This is a genomic window from Methylobacterium crusticola, assembly GCF_003574465.1.
Taxonomy (GTDB): Bacteria; Pseudomonadota; Alphaproteobacteria; order Rhizobiales; family Beijerinckiaceae; genus Methylobacterium; species Methylobacterium crusticola.
Window position 1 is genome coordinate 55,823 of record NZ_QOWC01000012.1, and the last position, 19,814, is coordinate 75,636.

Annotated in this window: 15 protein-coding genes; 5 read left to right on the plus strand and 10 right to left on the minus strand. The window is 75.1% G+C overall.

Going from position 1 to position 19,814, the window contains the following annotated elements; all coding sequences use genetic code 11:
• Positions 1–132: 132 nt before the first annotated feature.
• Positions 133–711, plus strand: a complete 579-nt coding sequence (locus tag DT057_RS10260; protein WP_244937370.1) for a histidine phosphatase family protein — start codon at positions 133–135, stop codon at positions 709–711.
• A gap of 18 nt (positions 712–729) precedes the next feature.
• Here DT057_RS10260 and DT057_RS10265 read toward each other — a convergent pair whose 3' ends face one another.
• The 4 genes from DT057_RS10265 to DT057_RS37215 form a co-directional block, all read right to left on the minus strand.
• Positions 730–1,110, minus strand: a complete 381-nt coding sequence (locus tag DT057_RS10265; RefSeq protein ID WP_128561994.1) for a response regulator transcription factor — start codon at positions 1,108–1,110, stop codon at positions 730–732.
• A gap of 84 nt (positions 1,111–1,194) precedes the next feature.
• On the minus strand, positions 1,195–1,839 hold the full coding sequence (locus DT057_RS10270; protein ID WP_238312660.1) for a response regulator transcription factor: 645 nt from the start codon (positions 1,837–1,839) through the stop codon (positions 1,195–1,197).
• Positions 1,840–1,870: 31 nt separating this feature from the next.
• The gene (locus DT057_RS10275; RefSeq protein ID WP_128561996.1) at positions 1,871–3,766 is read right to left on the minus strand and encodes a PAS domain-containing sensor histidine kinase; all 1,896 of its coding nucleotides are present in this window, start codon (positions 3,764–3,766) and stop codon (positions 1,871–1,873) included.
• A gap of 8 nt (positions 3,767–3,774) precedes the next feature.
• Complete coding sequence (locus tag DT057_RS37215; protein WP_128561997.1) at positions 3,775–4,527, minus strand: sensor histidine kinase; 753 nt, start codon at positions 4,525–4,527, stop codon at positions 3,775–3,777.
• A gap of 379 nt (positions 4,528–4,906) precedes the next feature.
• Here DT057_RS37215 and DT057_RS10285 point away from each other — a divergent pair, with 379 nt between their 5' ends.
• Both DT057_RS10285 and DT057_RS10290 read left to right on the plus strand, forming a co-directional pair.
• Positions 4,907–6,385: a protein adenylyltransferase SelO gene (locus DT057_RS10285; protein ID WP_128561998.1), complete on the plus strand. Its 1,479-nt coding sequence runs from the start codon at positions 4,907–4,909 to the stop codon at positions 6,383–6,385.
• A 58-nt stretch (positions 6,386–6,443) separates the two neighbouring features.
• On the plus strand, positions 6,444–7,340 hold the full coding sequence (locus DT057_RS10290) for a fructose bisphosphate aldolase (protein WP_128561999.1): 897 nt from the start codon (positions 6,444–6,446) through the stop codon (positions 7,338–7,340).
• A gap of 64 nt (positions 7,341–7,404) precedes the next feature.
• Here DT057_RS10290 and DT057_RS10295 read toward each other — a convergent pair whose 3' ends face one another.
• Entirely contained in the window at positions 7,405–8,712 is a 1,308-nt protein-coding gene (locus tag DT057_RS10295; protein ID WP_128562000.1) for an Nramp family divalent metal transporter, read from the minus strand.
• A 238-nt stretch (positions 8,713–8,950) separates the two neighbouring features.
• On the opposite strand from DT057_RS10295, the gene purH reads away from it, so the two are divergent.
• Together purH and DT057_RS10305 are read left to right on the plus strand one after the other, a co-directional pair.
• The gene (gene purH, locus DT057_RS10300; RefSeq protein WP_128562001.1) at positions 8,951–10,555 is read left to right on the plus strand and encodes a bifunctional phosphoribosylaminoimidazolecarboxamide formyltransferase/IMP cyclohydrolase; all 1,605 of its coding nucleotides are present in this window, start codon (positions 8,951–8,953) and stop codon (positions 10,553–10,555) included.
• A gap of 101 nt (positions 10,556–10,656) precedes the next feature.
• Positions 10,657–11,940 carry a DUF3422 family protein gene (locus DT057_RS10305; RefSeq protein ID WP_128562002.1) on the plus strand — a complete coding sequence of 428 codons (1,284 nt, stop codon included), beginning with the start codon at positions 10,657–10,659 and terminating at the stop codon, positions 11,938–11,940.
• 21 nt (positions 11,941–11,961) lie between these two features.
• Here DT057_RS10305 and acs read toward each other — a convergent pair whose 3' ends face one another.
• The 5 genes from acs to DT057_RS10330 form a co-directional block, all read right to left on the minus strand.
• Positions 11,962–13,911: an acetate--CoA ligase gene (gene acs, locus DT057_RS10310; protein ID WP_128562003.1), complete on the minus strand. Its 1,950-nt coding sequence runs from the start codon at positions 13,909–13,911 to the stop codon at positions 11,962–11,964.
• A 275-nt stretch (positions 13,912–14,186) separates the two neighbouring features.
• Positions 14,187–14,474: a hypothetical protein gene (locus DT057_RS10315; protein ID WP_128562004.1), complete on the minus strand. Its 288-nt coding sequence runs from the start codon at positions 14,472–14,474 to the stop codon at positions 14,187–14,189.
• A 97-nt stretch (positions 14,475–14,571) separates the two neighbouring features.
• Positions 14,572–15,927, minus strand: a complete 1,356-nt coding sequence (locus tag DT057_RS10320) for an MFS family transporter (RefSeq protein WP_128562005.1) — start codon at positions 15,925–15,927, stop codon at positions 14,572–14,574.
• A 226-nt stretch (positions 15,928–16,153) separates the two neighbouring features.
• Positions 16,154–17,500, minus strand: coding sequence for an ABC transporter substrate-binding protein (locus DT057_RS10325; protein WP_128562006.1), 1,347 nt, complete (start codon positions 17,498–17,500; stop codon positions 16,154–16,156).
• Between the two features lie 172 nt (positions 17,501–17,672).
• On the minus strand, positions 17,673–19,814 hold a 2,142-nt coding region (locus DT057_RS10330), incomplete at its 5' end, for a histidine kinase dimerization/phospho-acceptor domain-containing protein (protein WP_128562007.1).

Genomic DNA, 19,814 nt, shown 5'->3' on the forward strand with positions numbered 1-19,814 from the left:
CGTCCCGCCCGCACGCGGCCTCGCACCGGCTCCGCGGGAGGCTGAGGCGCGCGGTCGCGTTGCAACGCGCCGCGCGGGACGCACGTCTTCGCGGGCGGCCCCGGCAGCCCCGGGCAGGATCCCCGAGAGAGAGTGCGCCACGCGATGATACTCCTGCGGCACGGACAGAGCGAGTTCAACCTGCACTTCGGCGCTACCGGGCAGGATCCCGGCATCCCGGACGCGCCGCTCACCGCGCTCGGCCACCGGCAGGCCGAGGCCGCCGCCGAGGCGCTGGCGGGCGAGGACATCCGGCGCATCCTGTGCTCGCCCTACACCCGGGCCCTCCAGACCGCCGCGCCCGTCGCGCGGCGCCTCGGGCTCCCGGTGGTCGTGACGCCGGCGGTGCGGGAGCGCCGCGGCGCGAGCTGCGACATCGGCAGCAGCCGGACGGACCTGGCCCAGGCCTGGCCGCACCTCGATTTCGGCGCGGTCGAGGAGGTGTGGTGGCCCCCGGAGGACGAGCCGCACGACGCCTTCGCGGCGCGGGCCGCCCTGTTCCACGCCGACGCGACGGCCCGGCCCGACTGGGCCCACACCCTGGTGGTCTGCCACTGGGGGTTCATCATGGCCCTGACGGGCCAGGGGCTGACGAACGGCGACTGGCTGCGGTGCGCGGTCTCGGAGGACGGCCGGCTCCTCCGGGTCGATCCGGCGAGCGGCCGCGGCTGAGCCCGGCGGGCCCGGCGCTCAGTGGGCGCGGTGGCCCTCCAGGGCGCCCTGGAGGGAGTGGATGATCGCGTCGCCGTCGCAGGGCTTGGCGAGAAACCCCGCGGCCCCGGCCTCCAGCACCCGCCGGCGCAGGTCGTCGGTCGGGAACGCCGTCACGAAGATCATCGGGACCGATCGGCCGGCCGCCCGGAGGCGCTGCTGCAGCTCGACCCCGCTCATCCCGGGCATCTGCACGTCCGTGATCACGCAATCCGCCGCGCGCGCCGGCGCGTCCTCGAGGAAGTCGCGCGCGCAGGCGTAGGTCCGGGCCGCGTAGCCGAGGGAGCGCACGAGGCTCGCGGTCGCGGTCCGGACCGCCTCGTCGTCGTCCACGATCGCGATGGTGACAGGGTGGGGCATGGGGAGCCTTGCGCCGCCCGAGGTCGCATGACCCAGCGGCAGAGAACCGGCTTCCTGTATGGGCCGGCCCGCCGGCCGAGGAAATCATACTGAGGTTTGGGAGATCCCCAGCGTCTCGGCCATCCGCACGAGGTCGGCGAGCGAGCGCGCGCCCATCTTGCGCATCACGTTGCCGCGGTGGATCTTCACGGTGATCTCGCTCAGGCCGAGAAGCCCCGCGACCTGCTTGTTCATCAGCCCGGCGGTCACCCGCGCCAGCACCTCCCGCTCGCGCCCGCTCAGGGTCGCGTAGAGCGCCCGCAGGGCCTCCAGGCCCGCGTCCCGGCTGCGGCGCTCCGCGTCCCGCGCCAGGGCGGCCGTCACCGCGTCGAGCATGTCCTGATCGCGAAACGGTTTCGCCAGGAAGTCGACCGCCCCGGCCTTCATGGCCCGGACCGACATCGGGATGTCGCCGTGCCCCGTCATCAGGATGATCGGCAGGGTGATGCCGAGACCCTCGAGCTGCGATTGGAAGTCGAGCCCGCTCAGGCCCGGCATCCGGACGTCGACGACGAGGCAGCCCGCGGCGTCCCGGCGCGGCTCGCGCAGGAAGTCCGCCGCCGAGGCGAACACCGCCACCGCGAGGTCGACGGAGCGGAACAGGCTGGCGAGCGCCTCGCGCAGGGCCGCGTCGTCGTCGACGACGAACACCGTCGGCTGCGCCGGGGCCGGGACGGCGGGCCGGCTCACCGGCGCACCTGCCCGGGCTCGCGCGCCGCGCTCATGCGGCCCGCGCCTCGCTCGCCGGCAGGGTGAAGTGGAAGGCCGCGCCGGGTCCGGCATCCGAGACCCAGAGCCGGCCGCCATGCGCCTCCACGGTGGAGCGGCAGATCGCCAGGCCCATGCCCATCCCGTCGCGCTTCGTCGTGAAGAACGGCTGGAACACGCGCTCGGCCGCCTCGGGATCCAGGCCGTCGCCGCTGTCGATCACGTCCACCCGCACCTGCGCGTCCTCCTGCCCGGCCGCCTGCACCGACAGCACGCGCGGCCGCTCCCGCACCGCCGTCATCGCCTGAATACCATTGAGCATGAGGTTGATCACCACCTGCTGCAACTGCACCCGGTCGCCCTTGACGGGCGGCAGGCCGGCCGCGAGCGACAGGCGCAGGGTCACGTCGTGGCGCGCCAGCTCGCGCTCGAGGAGCTGCGCCGCCTCGCCGATCATCTCGGGCAGGTCGAGCCACTCGGGCCGGGGCGGGGCCTTGGTCAGGAAGCCGCGGATGCGCGCCACGATCGCGCCGGCCCGGTTCCCGTTGGCGACCACCCGGGTCACCGCGGCCCCGACCTCGTCGAGGTCGGGCACCTCCCGGCGCATCCAGCGCAGGGCCGCCTCGCCGTTCGTCACCACGGCGGCGAGGGGCTGGTTGATCTCGTGGGCCAGGGTGGCGGTCAGCTCGCCCAGGGTCGAGACCCGGGCGGCGTGGGCCAGCTCCGCCTGTACGCCGAGGAGCGCCTCCTGGGCCTGCCGGCGCTCGGTGATGTCGATGGCGTGCACGAGCACGCAGTCGAGGCCGGCCGGATCGGCCGGGAAGCCGATGCCGAACAGCACCGGCACCGTGCCGCGGTCGAGGGTCCGCACCAGCGTCTCGCCCTCGAAGAACGCCTCGCCGTCGGCGAGCGCCGCCAGCGCCTTCGGGAAGGTCTGGTCGCCCTCCTGGAGCAGGGCGTCGAGCGAGCCCGTGAGGGCGTGGCGGTCGGGCGCCCCGAAGAGGCGCAGCGTCACCGCGTTGACGTCGACGACCCGCACGCTCCGGCGCAGCCGCGCGGCGAGGTCCGGGTCGCCCGCGAGGTGGGCCGCGACGTCCCGCACGCCCGCCGCCCGCAGGGCGTCGAGCGCGGCCTTCGCGCCGGACCAGTCCTGCTGGAGGATCGAGACCCGGGTGTTGTCGAAGATGCTCCGATAGCGGCGCTCGCTCTCGACCAGGGCCGCGAAGGTGCGCTTGCGCTCGGTGACGTCGGTGTTGGTCTCGAGCACCGCCAGCGCCGCGCCGCCGGCGTCGCGCTGGAGCGCCCAGCGGCTCTCGACCACGACGGTGCGGCCCGCGCCGACGGTCTGCACGAGCTCGCCCTCCCAGCGCCCGGTGCGCAGGAGCTCGGCCATGATGGCGTCCCGCTCCGCCGGCAGGACGGTGCGCAGGAGGTCGTGGGCGACGCAGCCCATCACCTCGGCGGCGGGCCAGCCGTAGAACTCCTCGGCGCCCCGGTTCCAGAAGGTGATCGCCCCGCGGGCGTCGCGCACGAAGACGGCGTCGTGGGTGAGGTCGAGGAGGCGCGCCTGCTCGGCCAGCACGGCCGCGTCGGCCTTGTGGCGCAGCGCCAGCGCCGTGGTGATGCCGACCGCCGCGAGGCTGACGAAGCAGCGCAGGAGCGGCGAGCCGAACGCGGCCGGGCCGTGCGAGGCGAGGTAGGCCGTCGCGGTGAGCGCCAGGCAGAGGCCCGCGGCCAGGATCACGCCGCGCCGGCTGAAGGCCCGCGCGGCGATGAGCACCACGACGACGTACAGCACCGCCACGGCGCCCTCGAGGGGCGTGAGCGTGTCGACCAGGAAGACGCCGAGGGCGATCAGGATGGCGGCGGCCTGCGCGGGCCGGCGGTCGGGCGTGCGCGCCGCGTCCATCCGGCCCCTCAGCGTCCCGGCCGCGCCGCGGGCGCGCCGGCCCGCGGCAGCGTCACCCAGAAGGCCGAGCCCCGGTCCGGGACCGAGCGGACGCCGACTGGGTGGCCGAGGGCCTCGGCGGTCTGGCGCACGATGTGCAGGCCGAGCCCCAGGCCGCCGGCGTCGCGCCGGCCGCCGCGGTCGAAGGCCTCGAAGATGCCGGCGAGCCGGACCGGCGCGATGCCGGGCCCGTCGTCGTGCACCTCGACGACGACGCGGCCGCCGCGCCGGCGGGCGCCGACGACGACGCGCCCGCCCCGGCGGGCGTACTTGACGGCGTTGCCGACGAGGTTGCGCAGGATGGTGGTGAGCATGCCGGCGTCGGTGCGGACGCCGAGGCCGCTCGCCCGCACGCGCAGGCGGACGCCGCAGGCCTCCGCGTAGGCGCGCCACTCGTCCTCGACCCTGGCGAGCACCCGGTCGAGGCGGACGGCGCGCGACCGCGGGACGGTCCCGCCGCCGGCCTGCGAGGAGCGGGCGAGGTCGTCGAGCTCGCGCCCGAGGCGCCGGAGGGCGTTGCTGGCGAGGCCGAGCCGGCGGGCCGCGCCGGGCGCGACGCCGTCCGAGACGGCGCGCTCGATGGAGAGGAGCGCCACCTGGAGGGGCTGCTTGAGGTCGTGGCCGGCCACCGCCAGCAGGCGCGCCATGGCGCTGCGGTCGGCCTCGGCCCGCATCAGGGCCTCGTCGGGCGCCCTCTCCGGCATCGCAACCGCAGGCCTCATCCCCCGCCCTCCATCCCGGCCCGGCCGCCTCCGGGCGCCGCCATCCTGGGGCCGACCATGCAGCGCGGCCGTTGCGCGGGAAATCATACGGAGGTTTAGGGCCGCGGGCCGACCCGCGGGGCCGGGGGCGGTCGTCCGCGCCGGCGTCGCGGCGCAGTCGCGGCGCGTACCGGGGCGCGCCGGCCCGAGCCGGGCGCGACGATGCTCGGTCGCCGCGGCGGTGATCCGATCCCGTCCACGGGCGTTGGTGGGGGGAGGGGTCCTGCGGGCGGCGCCGGCCGGCGCCCGTCCCGGACCGACGACGCGCGGGTGACCGCGACGGCACGCCGCCGCACACCTCCCGGGCGCCCGCGCCCGGCACAGCACGGGATCAACGAACGTGACGGACGTGGCCATTCCCTTCGACAACACCTACGCGCGCCTGCCGGACCGGTTCTTCGCGCGGGTCGACCCGACGCCCGTCGCGGCGCCGGCGCTGATCGCGCTCAACCGGGACCTCGCGCGCCGGCTCCGGCTCGATCCCGACCGGCTCGCCGGCCCCGAGGGGATCGCCGTGCTGGCGGGCAACCGCGTCCCGGCGGGGGCCGCGCCGCTGGCGGCGGCCTACGCGGGCCACCAGTTCGGCCAGCCGGTGCCGCAGCTCGGCGACGGCCGGGCCATCCTGCTCGGCGAGGTGACCGACCGGGACGGCGTCCGGCGCGACATCCAGCTCAAGGGGTCGGGGCCGACGCCGTTCTCCCGGAGCGGCGACGGCCGCGCCGCGCTCGGGCCGGTGCTGCGCGAGTACGTCGTCAGCGAGGCCATGGCGGCCCTCGGGATCCCGACCACGCGGGCGCTCGCCGCGGTGTCGACCGGCGAGACGGTGCGGCGGGAGCGGCCCCTCCCGGGCGCCGTGCTGACCCGGGTCGCCTCGAGCCACGTCCGGGTCGGGACCTTCCAGTTCTTCGCCTTCCGGCGCGACCCCGAGGCGCTGCGGGAGCTCGCCGACTACGTCATCGCCCGGCACTACCCGGAGGCCGCCGCGCAGGAGCAGCCCTACCGGGCGCTGCTCGCCGGCGTGATCGCGCGCCAGGCCGACCTCGTGGCGCGGTGGCTGCTCGTCGGGTTCATCCACGGCGTCATGAACACGGACAACATGTCGGTCGCCGGCGAGACCATCGATTACGGGCCCTGCGCCTTCCTGGACGCCTACGATCCCGCGGCGGTCCTCAGCGCCATCGACCAGCTCGGCCGCTACGCCTACGCCAACCAGCCCCGCATCGCGCACTGGAACCTGACCCGGCTCGCCGAGACCCTGGTGCCGCTCCTCGCCACGGAGGCGGACGAGGCCGTGGCGGTCGCGCAGGACGCGCTCGCCGCGTTCGCGCCGCGCTTCGAGGAGGCCTACCAGGCGGGCCTGCGCGGGAAGCTCGGCCTTCTCACGGCGCGGGAGGAGGACGTGGCGCTGGGCCAGGACCTCCTCGACCGGATGGCGGCGAACCGCGCCGACTTCACGCTGACGTTCCGGGACCTGGCGGCGGCGGCGGCGGACCCCTCGGCCCACGCCGCGGTCCGCGCGCGGTTCGACGACCCGGCGGCCTACGACGCCTGGGCGACGCGGTGGACGGCGCGCCTCGCCGGGGAGCCTGGGGAGCCGGGCGCCCGGCGCGAGGCCATGCGGGCGGTCAACCCCGCCTACATCCCGCGCAACCACCGGGTCGAGGCCGTCATCGAGGCCGCGATCGGCGGGGATCTCGGGCCGTTCCACGAGCTCCTCGCGGTCCTCGCCCGGCCCTACCAGGACCAGCCCGCCCACGCGCGCTACGCCGAGCCGCCCGCCGAGCACGAGCGCGTCCGGCGCACCTTCTGCGGGACGTAGGGCCCGCGAGCGGCCGGATCGCCCGGTCGAACGACCCGCAACCGAGGAGAGGACGGCCATGGCGGACCCGCAGATGACGGCGCAGATCCGGGACCGGGACGGCTTCATCGCCGCCCTCGACCAGAGCGGCGGGTCGACGCCCGGCGCGCTGCGCCTCTACGGCATCCCGGACGACGCCTACGCGGGCGAGGCCGAGATGTTCAGGCTCGTGCACGCGATGCGCGCGCGCATCATGGCGGCGCCCGCCTTCACGGGGGAGCGGGTCATCGCCGCCATCCTGTTCGAGCGCACGATGGACGGGGACGTCCGGGGCGCGCCGGTCCCGGCCTTCCTGTGGGAGCAGCGGCGGGTCGTGCCGTTCCTGAAGGTCGACAAGGGACTGGAGCCGGAGGCCGACGGCGTCAGCCTGATGAAGCCGATGCCCGGGCTCGGCCCGCTCCTCGACCGGGCGGCGGCGCTCGGCGTGTTCGGCACCAAGATGCGCTCGGTCATCGCCCTGCCGTCGCGCACGGGCATCGCCGCGGTCGTGGCGCAGCAATTCGCCGTGGCGGCCGAGATCGCCCGGCACGGCCTGATGCCCATCATCGAGCCGGAGGTCTCGATCGGGTCGCCCGACAAGGCGGGCGCCGAGGCCATCCTGGTCGCGGCGCTGGCCGAGGCGCTCGACGCCCTGCCGGAGGAGCGCGCGGTCATGCTCAAGCTGACGCTTCCCGAGGTGCCGGACCACTACGCGGCCCTGGTCCGCCACCCCCGGGTGGCCCGGGTGGTGGCCCTCTCCGGCGGGTACGCGCGGGCCCAGGCCTGCGCCCGCCTCGCGGCCAACCACGGGGTCGTCGCGAGCTTCTCGCGGGCCCTGACGGAGGACCTCAGGGCCTCGATGAGCGAGGCCGCGTTCGATGCGGCGCTGGAGCGGGCGATCGCGGAGATCTACCGGGCCTCGACGGTCAAGCACTGACGCCGGCCCGGCGGCGCTCCCGGCCCGGGACGCCGGGGCGGGGGGCTCGCGCCGGGGCACGCCCTCACAGGAGCCACGTCACGGCGAGACCCGCCGTCGCCAGGAAGGTCACCGCGGTGGTGAGCCAGCCGAGCACGTTCGTCGCGCGGCCGTTGACGCGCTCGCCCATGACCTGCCGGTCGTTGGTCATCAGCATCATCAGGAGCAGGAGCGGCGGCACCGAGAAGCCCTGCACGATGCCCGACCAGACGAGGGCCCGCATCGGGTTGAAGCCCAGGAAGTTGAGCAGGACCGCCACCACCGTGACGAGGGCGATGACGGCGTAGAACAGCTTCGCCTCGCGGAGGCGCGCGTGCAGGCTGCCCTCGCGCCCGATCCCCTGCACGACGTCGTAGGCCGCGCCCGTGGTCATGACCGGCACGGCCAGGAAGCCGACGCCGACGACGCCGAGGGCGAACAGGTACTTGGCGGCGGGCCCGGCGAGGGGCTCCAGGGCCGCCGCCGCCTGGGCGGCGCTCTCGATCTCGGTCTGGCCCGCCGGGTGCAGGGTCGCGCCCGTGGACAGGATGATGAAGTACAGGATCACGTTCGAGAACAGCATCCCGGCGAGCACGTCGCGGCGGGTGCGCCGCAGTTCCGCGTCGGTGGCGCCCTTGCGCTCCCGGAGCGTGCGCCGCCCCTGGCCGATCTCCTCCTCGACCTCCTGGTTCGACTGCCAGGTGTAGATGTAGGCCGAGAGCGAGGTGCCGATGCAGGCCACCACCATCGACAGGAAGTCGGCGTCGAAGCGCAACTGCGGCACCAGGGTGTGGCGCAGGACCTCCGCGGGGTCGGGCCTGGCCAGGATGGCGGCCGCCACGTAGGCGAACAGCGCCAGGGCGAGCCAGCGGAAGAGGCTGCGCAGGAGCGCGTAGGAGCCGAGGAGCTGGAAGCCCAGGATGACCGCCGCCGCGGCGACCACGATGGCGGGGACCGGCAGGGGCACGAGCAGGTTGACGGCCGCCCCGATGCCCCCGAGATTCGCCGCCGCCTCGATGACGTTGCCGCTGAAGGCGCCGAGCACCAGCGGGTAGAGCACCCAGCGCGGGTAGCGGTCCCGCACCACCGCGAACAGGCCCTTGCCGTAGACCTGCCCGAGCTTCGCCGAGACGTAGACGACCACGACCATCATCGGCAGGAGGACGGGGGCGATCCACAGGAAGGCGAGGCCGAACTTCGCGCCGGCGCTGGCGTAGGTGCCGATCGCCGAGGGGTCGTCGTCGGCGGCGCCGGTGATGATGCCGGTGCCGACGGTGCGGAAGAGCCCGCCGCCGCGCCTCCCAGGTGCTCGCGCAGGCGCGTCGCCCGGACGCTCGCGGATCAGCTCGGTCATGGTCCCTCGGCATCCCGGTGGTCGCAGGAGCCTCCAACGGCCGGCGGCTTGCCGGGTTCAGTCCCGCAGGGCGGCCGCGTCGCGCCGCCGGCCACCGGGGAGCCCGCGCGCTGCCGGGCGCGACCGGGGAGGGGCGGCCCCTAGCGTGACCTGCGGGTTTCTGCTACCGCGCCCCGCAAGTTCCTGCGCCGGCTCGCGATTATCGCGGCCGGCCGCGCCCACGACGAGATCCGACACCATGGCGAGCGACCTGTCCCGCGTCTCCCGCGCCCTCCTCTCCGTCTCCGACAAGGCCGGGCTGGTGGCGTTCGCCCGGGCCCTGTCCGAGCGCGGCATCGCGCTCGTCTCGACGGGCGGCACGCACCGCACGCTCACCGAGGCCGGCCTCAGCGTGACGGAGGTGTCGGACCTGACGGGCTTTCCCGAGATGATGGACGGGCGCGTCAAGACCCTGCACCCGGGCGTCCACGGCGGCCTGCTCGCCATCCGCGACAACCCGGAGCACCAGGCCGCCATGCTGGCCCACGGCATCCCGGCGATCGACCTCCTGGTGGTCAACCTCTACCCGTTCGAGGCGACGCTCGCCGCCGGCCGGCCCGCGGCCGACTGCGTCGAGAACATCGACATCGGCGGCCCGGCGATGATCCGCGCCGCGGCCAAGAACCACGAGGACGTCGCCGTCGTGGTGGACGTCGCGGACTACGCCGCGGTGCTGGCCGACCTCGACGCGCATGGCGGCGCCGTCACGCGGGCGACGCGCCGGCGCCTCGCCCAGAAGGCCTTCGCCCGGACCGCCTCCTACGACGCCGCCATCGCGACCTGGATGGCCGGCGAGATCGGGGCGGCCCCCGACGAGGCCCCGGCCTTCCGGGCGCTCGGCGGCACCCTGGCGCAGGGCCTTCGCTACGGCGAGAACCCGCACCTCGCGGCCGCCTTCTACCGCACCGCCGGCCGGCTCCGGCCCGGCGTCGCGACGGCGCGCCAGCTCCAGGGCAAGGCGCTCTCCTACAACAACCTCAACGACACGGACGCCGCCTACGAGGCGGTGAGCGAGTTCGACCCGGCCCGCGCGGCCGCGGTCGTGATCGTGAAGCATGCCAACCCTTGCGGCGTCGCCGAGGGCGCGAGCCTCGCCTCGGCCTATGCCCGCGCCCTCGCCTGCGACCCCGTCTCGGCCTTCGGCGGCATCGTCGCCCTCAACCGCACCCTCGACGCCGAGGCCGCCCGCCGGATCGTCGAGGTGTTCACCGAGGTGATCATCGCGCCCGACGCCACCGAGGAGGCGGCCGCGATCGTCGCCGCGAAGAAGAACCTGCGCCTCCTCGTGGCCGGCGGCGTCGCCGACCCGCGCGCCCCCGGGGAGGTCTGGCGCACCGTGGCCGGCGGCTTTCTGGTGCAGGGCCGCGACAACGCGGTCGTGGACGACATGCCCCTGACGGTCGTGACGCGGCGCGCGCCGAGCGCGGCGGAGCTCGCCGACCTGCGCTTCGCCTTCCGGGTCGCCAAGCACGTCAAGTCGAACGCCATCGTGTACGCCAAGGACGGCGCCACGGTCGGCATCGGCGCCGGGCAGATGTCGCGGGTCGATTCCTCCCGCATCGCCGCCTGGAAGGCCGGGGAGGCCGCCAGGGCGGCGGGGCTGCCGGAGAGCCACGCCCGCGGGTCCGTCGTCGCCTCCGACGCCTTCTTCCCGTTCGCCGACGGGCTGCTCGCGGCGGCGGAGGCCGGCGCCACGGCGGTGATCCAGCCCGGCGGATCGATGCGCGACGACGCGGTGATCCGCGCGGCCGACGAGGCCGGCCTCGCCATGGTGTTCACCGGCCACCGGCACTTCCGCCACTGAGGCGGGGGCGGAGCCGGCCCGCGCCCTCGTTGACCTGCGGGCCGCCCTCGGCCAAGCCTTGGGCCGGTGGTCCGGGAGGGCCACCGGAGGGCGCGGCGCCGATGCGGCTGGAGGAACACCCCCTGCGGGCGCGGGTGCTGGCGGAGGTCCACGCCCGCCCGTTCACCCCGGTCAAGACGCCCCGCCGCTTCCTGCACTACGCCTTCCTGATCGACGGCGAGGCCGCGGCCGCCGACCGCGAGGCGCTCGAGGCCTACTGCGCCGGGCTCGGGCTGCCGGGGCCGGTGCCGGGCGCCAAGCAGCACCGCGTGGTGTTCTCCGGCGCGATCCTGCGCTGGGAGAGCCACAGCGAGTTCACCACCTACACCTGGGAGTACGGCGACGCGCTTGGCGTCGCCTTCCAGCCCCAGCCCGACGCCCTGGAGGGCGTGATGGACGGGGTGCCGCGGCCCGGCCCCCTCCTGGTCGCGGTCGACCTCCACCTGCTCCCGGCGGTCGACGGCGGGATGCCCGGGGAGGTGTCGGCCGCCCTCAACGTCGCCTCCCTGGCGCTGGCGGAGGCGGAGGGGGGTGCGGCGGTGATCGGCACCGACTTCCAGCCCGACCCGCACGGCTACGTCCGCATCGTCGTGGCGGACCGGCGCCTGAGCCGGCTCGCGGCCGGCGCCCTGGTGCAGCGGCTCCTCGAGATCGAGACCTACCGCACCCTCGCGCTCCTCGGCCTGCCCGAGGCGCAGAGCCTCGCGCCGGCGATCCGCCGCATCGAGACGGCCCTGCCGCCCCTGATGGAGGCGATGCGCACGAGCGAGGGCTTCGCCGAGAACCACGCGCTCCTCGACCGGCTGATCGCCCTCGCGGCGGAGCTCGAGGCGGGGGCCGCCCGCTCGCTCTTCCGCTTCGGCGCCACCCGGGCCTACGACGAGCTGATCCGCCTGCGGCTCGCCTCCCTGGGCGAGCAGGCGCTGCCCGGGCAGACGAGCTGGTCGGTGTTCCTGGCCCGCCGCTACAACCCGGCGATCCGGACCTGCGTCGCCGCGGGCGAGCGCCAGGACACCCTGTCGCGCAAGCTCTCGCGGGCGGCCCAGATGCTGCGCACCCGCGTCGACATCGAGCTCGAGCGCCAGAACCAGGCGCAGCTCCAGTCGATGAACGACCGGGTGCGCCTCCAGATCCGCCTCCAGCAGACCGTGGAGGGCCTGTCGGTCGCGGCGATCACCTACTACGTCGCGAGCCTCACCCACCTCGTGCTCGAGGGCGCCCACCAGGCCGGCCTGCCGGTGGACGCGACCATCGGCACCGCGGTCGCGGTGCCGCTGATCCTGCTCGGCGTCGGCTGGACGGTCCGGCGCATCCGGCGGCTGCACGCGGAGCCGGCCGGGCGCTGAGGCCGGCGCCCCGCCCGGCCGTCAGCGGCTTCGGTTCTGCCGGTTCTCGATGAGGTCGTCGACGACGGCGGGCTCGGCCAGCGTCGAGGTGTCGCCGAGGGCCGAGAACTCGTCCTCGGCGATCTTGCGCAGGATCCGGCGCATGATCTTGCCCGAGCGGGTCTTGGGCAGGCCCGGCGCGAACTGGATCAGGTCGGGCGCCGCGATCGGCCCGATGTCCTTGCGCACCCAGGCCACGAGTTCCTTGCGCAGCCCCTCGGAGGGCGCCTCGCCCTGCATCAGCGTCACGTAGGCGTAGATCCCCTGGCCCTTCACCCCATGCGGGTAGCCCACCACCGCCGCCTCCGAGACCTTGGGGTGGGCCACCAGCGACGATTCCACCTCCGCCGTCCCCATCCGGTGTCCCGAGACGTTGATCACGTCGTCCACCCGGCCCGTGATCCAGTAATCCCCGTCCGCGTCGCGCCGGCAGCCGTCGCCCGAGAAGTAGCGGCCCGGGAAGGCCGAGAAGTAGGTCTGCACGAAGCGCTCGTGGTCGCCCCAGACCGTGCGCATCTGCCCCGGCCAGGACGCCGCCAGGCACAGGTTGCCCTCGCACGCCCCCTCCAGCACCGTGTTCTCGCCGTCCACCACCACCGGCTGCACCCCGAAGAACGGCTTGGTGGCCGAGCCGGGCTTGAGCCGCGTCGCCCCCGGCAGCGGCGTGATCAGGATGCCCCCGGTCTCGGTCTGCCACCAGGTGTCCACGATCGGGCAGCGCCCGTCCCCCACCACCCGGTGGTACCAGTCCCAGGCCTCCGGGTTGATCGGCTCGCCCACCGAGCCCAGCACCCGCAGCGACGCCCGCGACGTCCCCCGCACCGGCCCGTCGCCGGCGCCCATCAGCGAGCGGATCGCCGTCGGGGCGGTGTAGAAGATCGTGACCTTGTGCTTGTCCACCACCTCCCAGAAGCGCGACACCGACGGGTAGGTCGGGATGCCCTCGAACATCAGCGTGGTGGCGCCGTTGGCCAGCGGCCCGTACACGATGTAGGAGTGGCCCGTGACCCAGCCGACGTCGGCGGTGCACCAGTAGACGTCGCCCTCCCGGTGGTCGAACACGTACTGGTGCGTCATCGCCGCGTAGACGAGGTAGCCGCCGGTGGTGTGCACCACGCCCTTGGGCTGGCCGGTCGAGCCCGAGGTGTAGAGCAGGAACAGCGGGTGCTCGGCCTCGACCGGCACCGCCGGGCAGGTGTCGGTGACCTCCCGGGCCGCCGCGTCGTAGTAGACGTCGCGGCCCGGCTCCATCGCCACGGCGCCGCCGGTGCGGCGCACCACCACGACGTGGTCGACGCTGTCGGCGGGCAGGCGCGCGAGGGCGGCGTCGACATTGGCCTTGAGGGGCACGGTGCGGCCGCCGCGCAGGCCCTCGTCGGCCGTGACGACGAGGCGGGAGCCGCAGCCCTGGATGCGGCCGGCGAGCGAGTCGGGCGAGAAGCCGCCGAAGACCACGGAGTGGATCGCGCCGAGGCGCGCGCAGGCCAGCATGGCGAAGGCCGCCTCGGGGATCATCGGCATGTAGAGGGTGACGCGGTCGCCCTTGGCGACGCCGCGGTTGCGCAGGACGTTGGCCATGCGGCAGACTTCGGCGTGCAACTCGCGGTAGGTGATGGCGCGCGCCTCGGCCGGGTCGTCGCCCTCCCACAGGATGGCAACCTGGTCGCCCCGGGTGGCGAGGTGGCGGTCGATGCAGTTGTGGGCCGCGTTGGTGACGCCGTCGGCAAACCAGCGAATCGAGACCTTACCTGGGCCGAACGTCGTATCCTGCACCTCGGTGTAAGGCTTGAACCAATCGATGCGCCGGCCGTGCTCGCCCCAGAACGCCGCCGGGTCGCGCACCGAGGCTTCGTACCAGGCCCGGTACGTCGCCTCGTCGATCTGCGCCGACGCACGCATGCTCTCGGGAACCTCGATCACCCGCTGGCCCATGGCGCTCTCCCTGCTCCGGTCCGGCCGGGTCCGATGGCGGCCCGCCCGGCTGGTTGCCGACGTCTTAAGCGTCCGATCGCCGGGGCGACAATCGATCCTTCCGTCTAATGCAGGCCTGGCGTCGGCCGGGGCCGCGCGGGCCGGCCCGGACGCCGCGACCGCGCCCTCGTCCTGGCGGGCGCCGAGACGGAGCGGCTGGACCCGCCACGGCTCCGGGCCTTCGGTCCGGTCGCGACGTCGGCGGCGGACCGGCGTTCCTTCGGTCCGGCGGCGTTCTAGTCGTTGCAGCCGATGCAGATGCCGGTGTCGATCTTCCGGTTCACCTCGCGGCTCTTCTCGCGCACCTCGGGGCTCGTGCCCTCGCCGGGGCCGAGGGCGGCGCCCGGCGGCTTGGTCTGCCCGACGCCCGTGATGCTGCGGTTGGCCGCCCCGACCGAGCCGGTGCTGCCGGGATCGGCGGTGGCCGGGGCGCCCGCGCCGGGATCGCCCGACTGGGCCGTGGCGGGCAGGGGCGCCAGGGCGCCGACGACGAGGGTGACGGCCAGGAACCGCGGCATGCGCATCTCGAAACTCCTCCGTGCCGGAGGACGCAGCCTCCGTGTCGGAGGACAACGCCACGGCCGAGCCTCGGTTCGGCCTCGCCCTCGGATTCCGGGCCGGTCAGGCCGTGCCGTCGCCCTGGAGGTAGCCGGAGCGCCGGCTGTCGGGCATCTGCAGCGAGGTCAGGAGCGCGATGCCGCACATGACCGTCACGTACCAGAAGAACCAGGTCTCGACGCCCGCGTCCTTGAACGTCAGCGCCACGAACTCGGCCGAGCCGCCGAACACCGCGTTGGCGATGGCGTAGGACAGCCCGACCCCGAGCGCCCGCACCTCGGCCGGGAACATCTCGGCTTTCACGAGCCCGCTGATCGAGGTGTAGAACGACACGCACAGGAGCGCCGCGGTGATCAGCAGGTAGGCCGCGACCGGGCCCTGCACGCCCGCGATCGCGTGCAGCAGCGGCACGGTCAGCAGGGTGGTGCTGGCGCCGAACAGCAGCATCGCGGTCTTGCGCCCGAACCTGTCGGCGAAGATCCCGAACAGCGGCTGCACCACCATGTAGGTGAAGAGCACCGCCGTCATCACGACATTGGCGGTCTTCTTGTCCATGTGGGCGGTGTTGACCAGGTATTTCTGCATGTAGGTGGTGAAGGTGTAGAAGATGAGCGAGCCGCCGGCGGTGTAGCCGAGCACCGTCAGGAAGGCGCGGCGGTGGTCGCGCCAGATCGCCGCCATGCTGCCGGCCTCCCGCGCGCCGCGGGTCTGCGCGGTGGAGGTCTCGTGCAGGGAGCGCCGCAGGTAGAGCGCCACCACGGCCGCGGCGGCCCCGATCAGGAACGGGATGCGCCAGCCCCAGGCGGTCATCGCCGCGTCGTCGAGGCCGAGCGTCACCAGCACCACCACCAGGGAGGCAAGGAGCTGGCCGCCGATCAGCGTGACGTACTGGAACGAGCCGTAGAAGCCGCGCTTCCCCTTGAGCGCCACCTCGCTCATGTAGGTGGCCGAGGTGCCGTACTCGCCGCCGACCGAGAGCCCCTGCACCATGCGGGCGAGGAGCAGCAGGACCGGCGCCAGGATGCCGATCTGCCCGTAGGTCGGCAGCATCGCGATCACCAGGGAGCCCGCGCACATCATCGTCACGGAGATCAGCATCGAGGCCTTGCGGCCGTGCTTGTCGGCGACGCGCCCGAACAGCCAGCCGCCGATGGGCCGCATCAGGAAGCCGATGGCGAAGACCGCCGCGGTGTTGATGAGCTGCACCGTCGGGTCGGAGCCCGGGAAGAACACGTCCTTGAAGTAGATCGCCGTGAAGGCATAGGCGTAGAAGTCGTACCACTCGACGAGGTTGCCCGAGGACGAGCCGATGATCGCCCTGATGCGGGCCTTGTTGTCGTAGGCCGCGATCGTCGGGTCCTGCGAGGCGAGGTGGTCGGCGGATGCGGCGGGGCGCGCCGCGGAGACGGAGCTGGTCATCGCGTTGGGGTCCCTCCCTGAAGGCGCGGGCGCCGCGCGGCCGGCCTTCGCCCGACCCGCGCACCATGCGCGGGCGTGTTCCACGGTCCGGCGAGAAATCTCATGTAAAATCAACGCGATGGATGCGTGTCGGAGCGGCCGGGCCGCAGCCCCTGCTTAGGAGAGTTTTCGCCCCCGGTACAGCCCGTCCGCGGCGGCTTGCCGGCTTTTCCCGGCGCCCGGCGGCCTAGGGCTGCCCGTCGCAGGGCTCGGTGCGGGGCGGCCAGGGCTGCCCGTTCTCGGCGGCGTGGCGCGCGAGAAGGGCGCTCACCGCGGCCGCGAGGCGCGGTCGCAGGCGCTCGCGCATCGGCGCGATCGTGTCGCTGACCTGCGTCCAGCGGGTGCCGGTCCATTCCTGCACGAAGGCCGGGCGGTGGCCGCTGTGGTCCTCGCAGGAGAGGCGCAGCCGGCCCGCGAAGCCGACGAGGCCGAGTTCCTTCCAGCGCACCGCGTCGAGGTCGATGGCCTCGAGGCCCCGGCGCATGTCGGACCCGTCGATGCGGGCGCGGCCGGCGAGGCGCTGGGCGTTGCGGATGCCCTCCGCGATGATCACCCCGTTGTAGACGCCGCGGTTGTAGTGCACGCCCGCCGCGTCGTCCTTCGGGGTCGACGACAGGCCGGCGTCGATCACCAGGAGGTCGATCTGGTCGAAGGCCGGGAAGCTGTCGCCGGGCGCGTGCCACGTCACCTCGCGCAGGCCCTTCGCGCGGACGCCGACCGCCTGGAGCTCGTCCTCGCCGGGCCCGCCGATGGCGACGATGCGGCCGAGCGGGATGCCGGCGGCGGCGGCATCCCGCAGGGGCGTGCCGACGAGGCCGGCCGAGGCGTCGAGGATCACGTAGTCCGGGTCCGCTGCCCGGGCGGTGCGCCAGGGACCGGCCTCGGTCTCGTCGGGGACGTCGCGCAGGGGATAGTCGCGCAGGCCGAAGCCGAGCTCGTCGGCCAGGGCTTGCAGGACCGGGACGGCCTCGCGGCCGGCCGGCGTGTCGCGGTGGAGGTACGCGAGGGTGCGCCCCCGCAACCCCTCGGCGTCGCTGCTCTGGGCGATCAGGTAGGCGAGCGCCACCGTCAGGCCGTCCCAGACCGTGGCCGGCGGCGCGAAGGCCCACGGGAACGTCGTCCCGTCCGCCATCGCGGAGGGGCCGTACCCGGTGGCGACGAGCGGGATGCGGTCGGCCGCGAGCCGCGGCAGCAGGGCCCGCGCCGCGTCGGCGCTCCAGGGACTGACCACGAGGGTGCCGCGGGCCCGCGCGGCCTCGTAGCAGGCGAGCTCCCGCTGCGGGTCCCCGCCCGTCTCGCACTCCTCGAGGTCGAGCGGCACGCCGCCGACGCCGCCGTCGCGGCGATTGAGCATGGTCAGGTAGTCGTGGAGCCCGTTGGCCACCGGGATGCCGGTCTCCGCCATCGGGCCGCTGCGCTGCGTGAACAGGGTCACGGGCAGCCCGTCCGCCCGGGCCGGGCCCGCGCCCGCGCCCACGAGAGCGGCGGCCAGGCACCCGGCGAGGAGCGCGGTGACGGCGGGGCGTGGCAGCATGGCCGGGTCCTCGCGAAGGGTGCGGCGGGCGGGCCCCTGCTCGGGCCGGAACCGGGGCGGCCCGCCGCGTCCCGGGACCCCGCCGCGCGGCCGGCCGGCGGGGGCGGATCCGGGACCGCCCGGCGGCCGCGTCAGCTTACGACCGGGGCGGTCCGCGCGATAGGGGCCGCGCTCACCCCTCCAGCACGCGGCCGGCCGGAAACAGCACCTCCACCAGGGTCCCCTCGGACCTGCGGCTGGTGAGGCGCAGCGAGGCCCGGTTGGCCTCGATCAGGGCCTTCGTCAGGGGCAGCCCCAGGCCGGTGCCGCCGCCCCGGCGGGTCTGCGCCGTGCCGAGCTGCCGGAAGGGCTGCAGGGCCGTCTCGATCTCCTCCTCGGTCATGCCGATGCCGGTGTCGCGCACCCGCAGGGCCACGCCGCCGCGGTCGGTGCTCGCGGTCGACACGATCACCTGGCCGCCCGCGTCCGTGAACTTGATGGCGTTCGAGATCACGTTGAGGGCGGCCTGGCGGACCGAGCGGGCGTCGGCCAGCACGGCGGGCAGGCTCGGCGCGAAGCTCGTGCGCATCACCACGCGCTGGCGCGCCGCCTGCGGCTGCATCAGCGCGACGCTCGCCGCGACGAGGTCGTTGAGGGACAGGCCCGCGAAGGTGAGGTCGAGGTGGCCGGCCTCGATCTTGGCGAGGTCGAGCAGGTCGTTGACGAGGCTGACCACGTGCTCGCCGGAGGCCCGGATGTCGCGCAGGTAGTCCCGGTAGCGCTCGTTGCCGACCGGGCCGAACTGCTCCTCCAGCATCACCTCGGCGAAGCCGATGATGGCGTTGAGCGGCGTGCGGACCTCGTGGCTGATGGTGGCGAGGAAATCGGATTTCTGGGCGCTGGCGCGCTCGGCCTCGCGCCTGGCCCGGGTCAGCTCGACCTCCGTGCGCTTGAAGGCCGAGACGTCCCGCAGCACGGCGGAGAAGCGCCGCGCGCCGCCGACGGCCACCGGCGTGACCGTGAGCAGGAACGGCACGTCGCCGTCCCGGGTCCGCGCCACCACCTCCTCGCCGGGCCCGCCGCCGCCCTCGCCCCGGGCCCGGTGCAGGCAGGATTCCGCGACACCCTGGCTGCCGGAGGTGAACAGCGCCCCGAATGCCTCGCCCGTGACCTCCCGGGGCTCGCGGCCGAGCAGGGCCACCGCCCCGGCGTTGAGCCCGACGATCCGGCCGTCCTCGTCGAGGGTCACGACACCGTCCGTGACGGCGTCGAGGAGGGCGCGGATCTCGCGCAGGTGCCCGTCCCGGGCCGCGAGGTCGAGCTCGGCCGCCGCCAGGGCCTGGCCCGGGTCGACGTCGGGAAGCCTGCGGATCGTCAGGACGCTCGCCGGCGCGCCGTCCCACTCGGCCACGCTGACGGCGACGCCCACCGGCACCGCGGACCCGCCCCGGGTGGCGAGGGCGACGGCGCCGCCCTCGCCCTCGGGCAACCCCGCGACCCCGCCCTCGGGCCGCGACCCCGCGGGGTCACGGCCCGGAAACAGCGCGCCGGGCCCGCCGGCCGCCGCGAGGGCCGCGGCGGTGTCGTAGCCCGTGAGCGCGAGCAGGTGGCGGTTGGCGAGCAGCACCTCCGCGCCGCGGCTCACCAGCACGCCCACGGGCAGCCGGTCGAGGAGGCGGATCGTCTGGTCGAGGGCCGGCGCCTTGCCGCGCTCCGGGTTGCGGGCCAGGGCGTGGGCGCCGCGGAACGGCGTGACGGCGCCGCGGCCCGGCGCCACCGCGCCGAGGTCGTCCACCGGGTCCGGCGCGCCCTCGCTCCCGGACGGGTCGCCCGCGAAGCGCGCGCCGAGCGCCCGGGCGATCTCCCGGAAGGCCGCGTGCTCGTTGAGGGAGAGCGCCTCCGTGCGGGGCGCCGCGGCGTCGGGCCCCGGCGGCTCGCCGTCCTCCGCGGCGGAAGCCGACCCGTCCTCCGCGGCGGAAGCCGACCCGTCCTCCGCGGCGGACGCCGACCCGGCCTCCGCGGCGGACGCCGACCCGGCCTCCGGGCCGGAGGTCGTCCCGGTTTCCGGGTCGGCCCCGGTCCCGGCCTCGGCGCCGGACTCCGCCGGGGCCTCCGCGCCGGACGCTGTCGGGGCCTCCGCGCCGGAGGCTGTCGGGGCCTCCGCGCCGGAGGCGGGCGGGGCCTCCGGGCCGATGGCTGTCGGCGCCTCCGGGTCGGAAGTTGTCGGGGCCTCCGGGTCGGCGGCGGTCGGACCCTCCGGCGTGGCCGCGCTGCCGGGTTCGGCCGAGGCCGCGTCGTCGGGGCCGGGCTCGGCCGGGCGGGGGGCGGGCGCGGT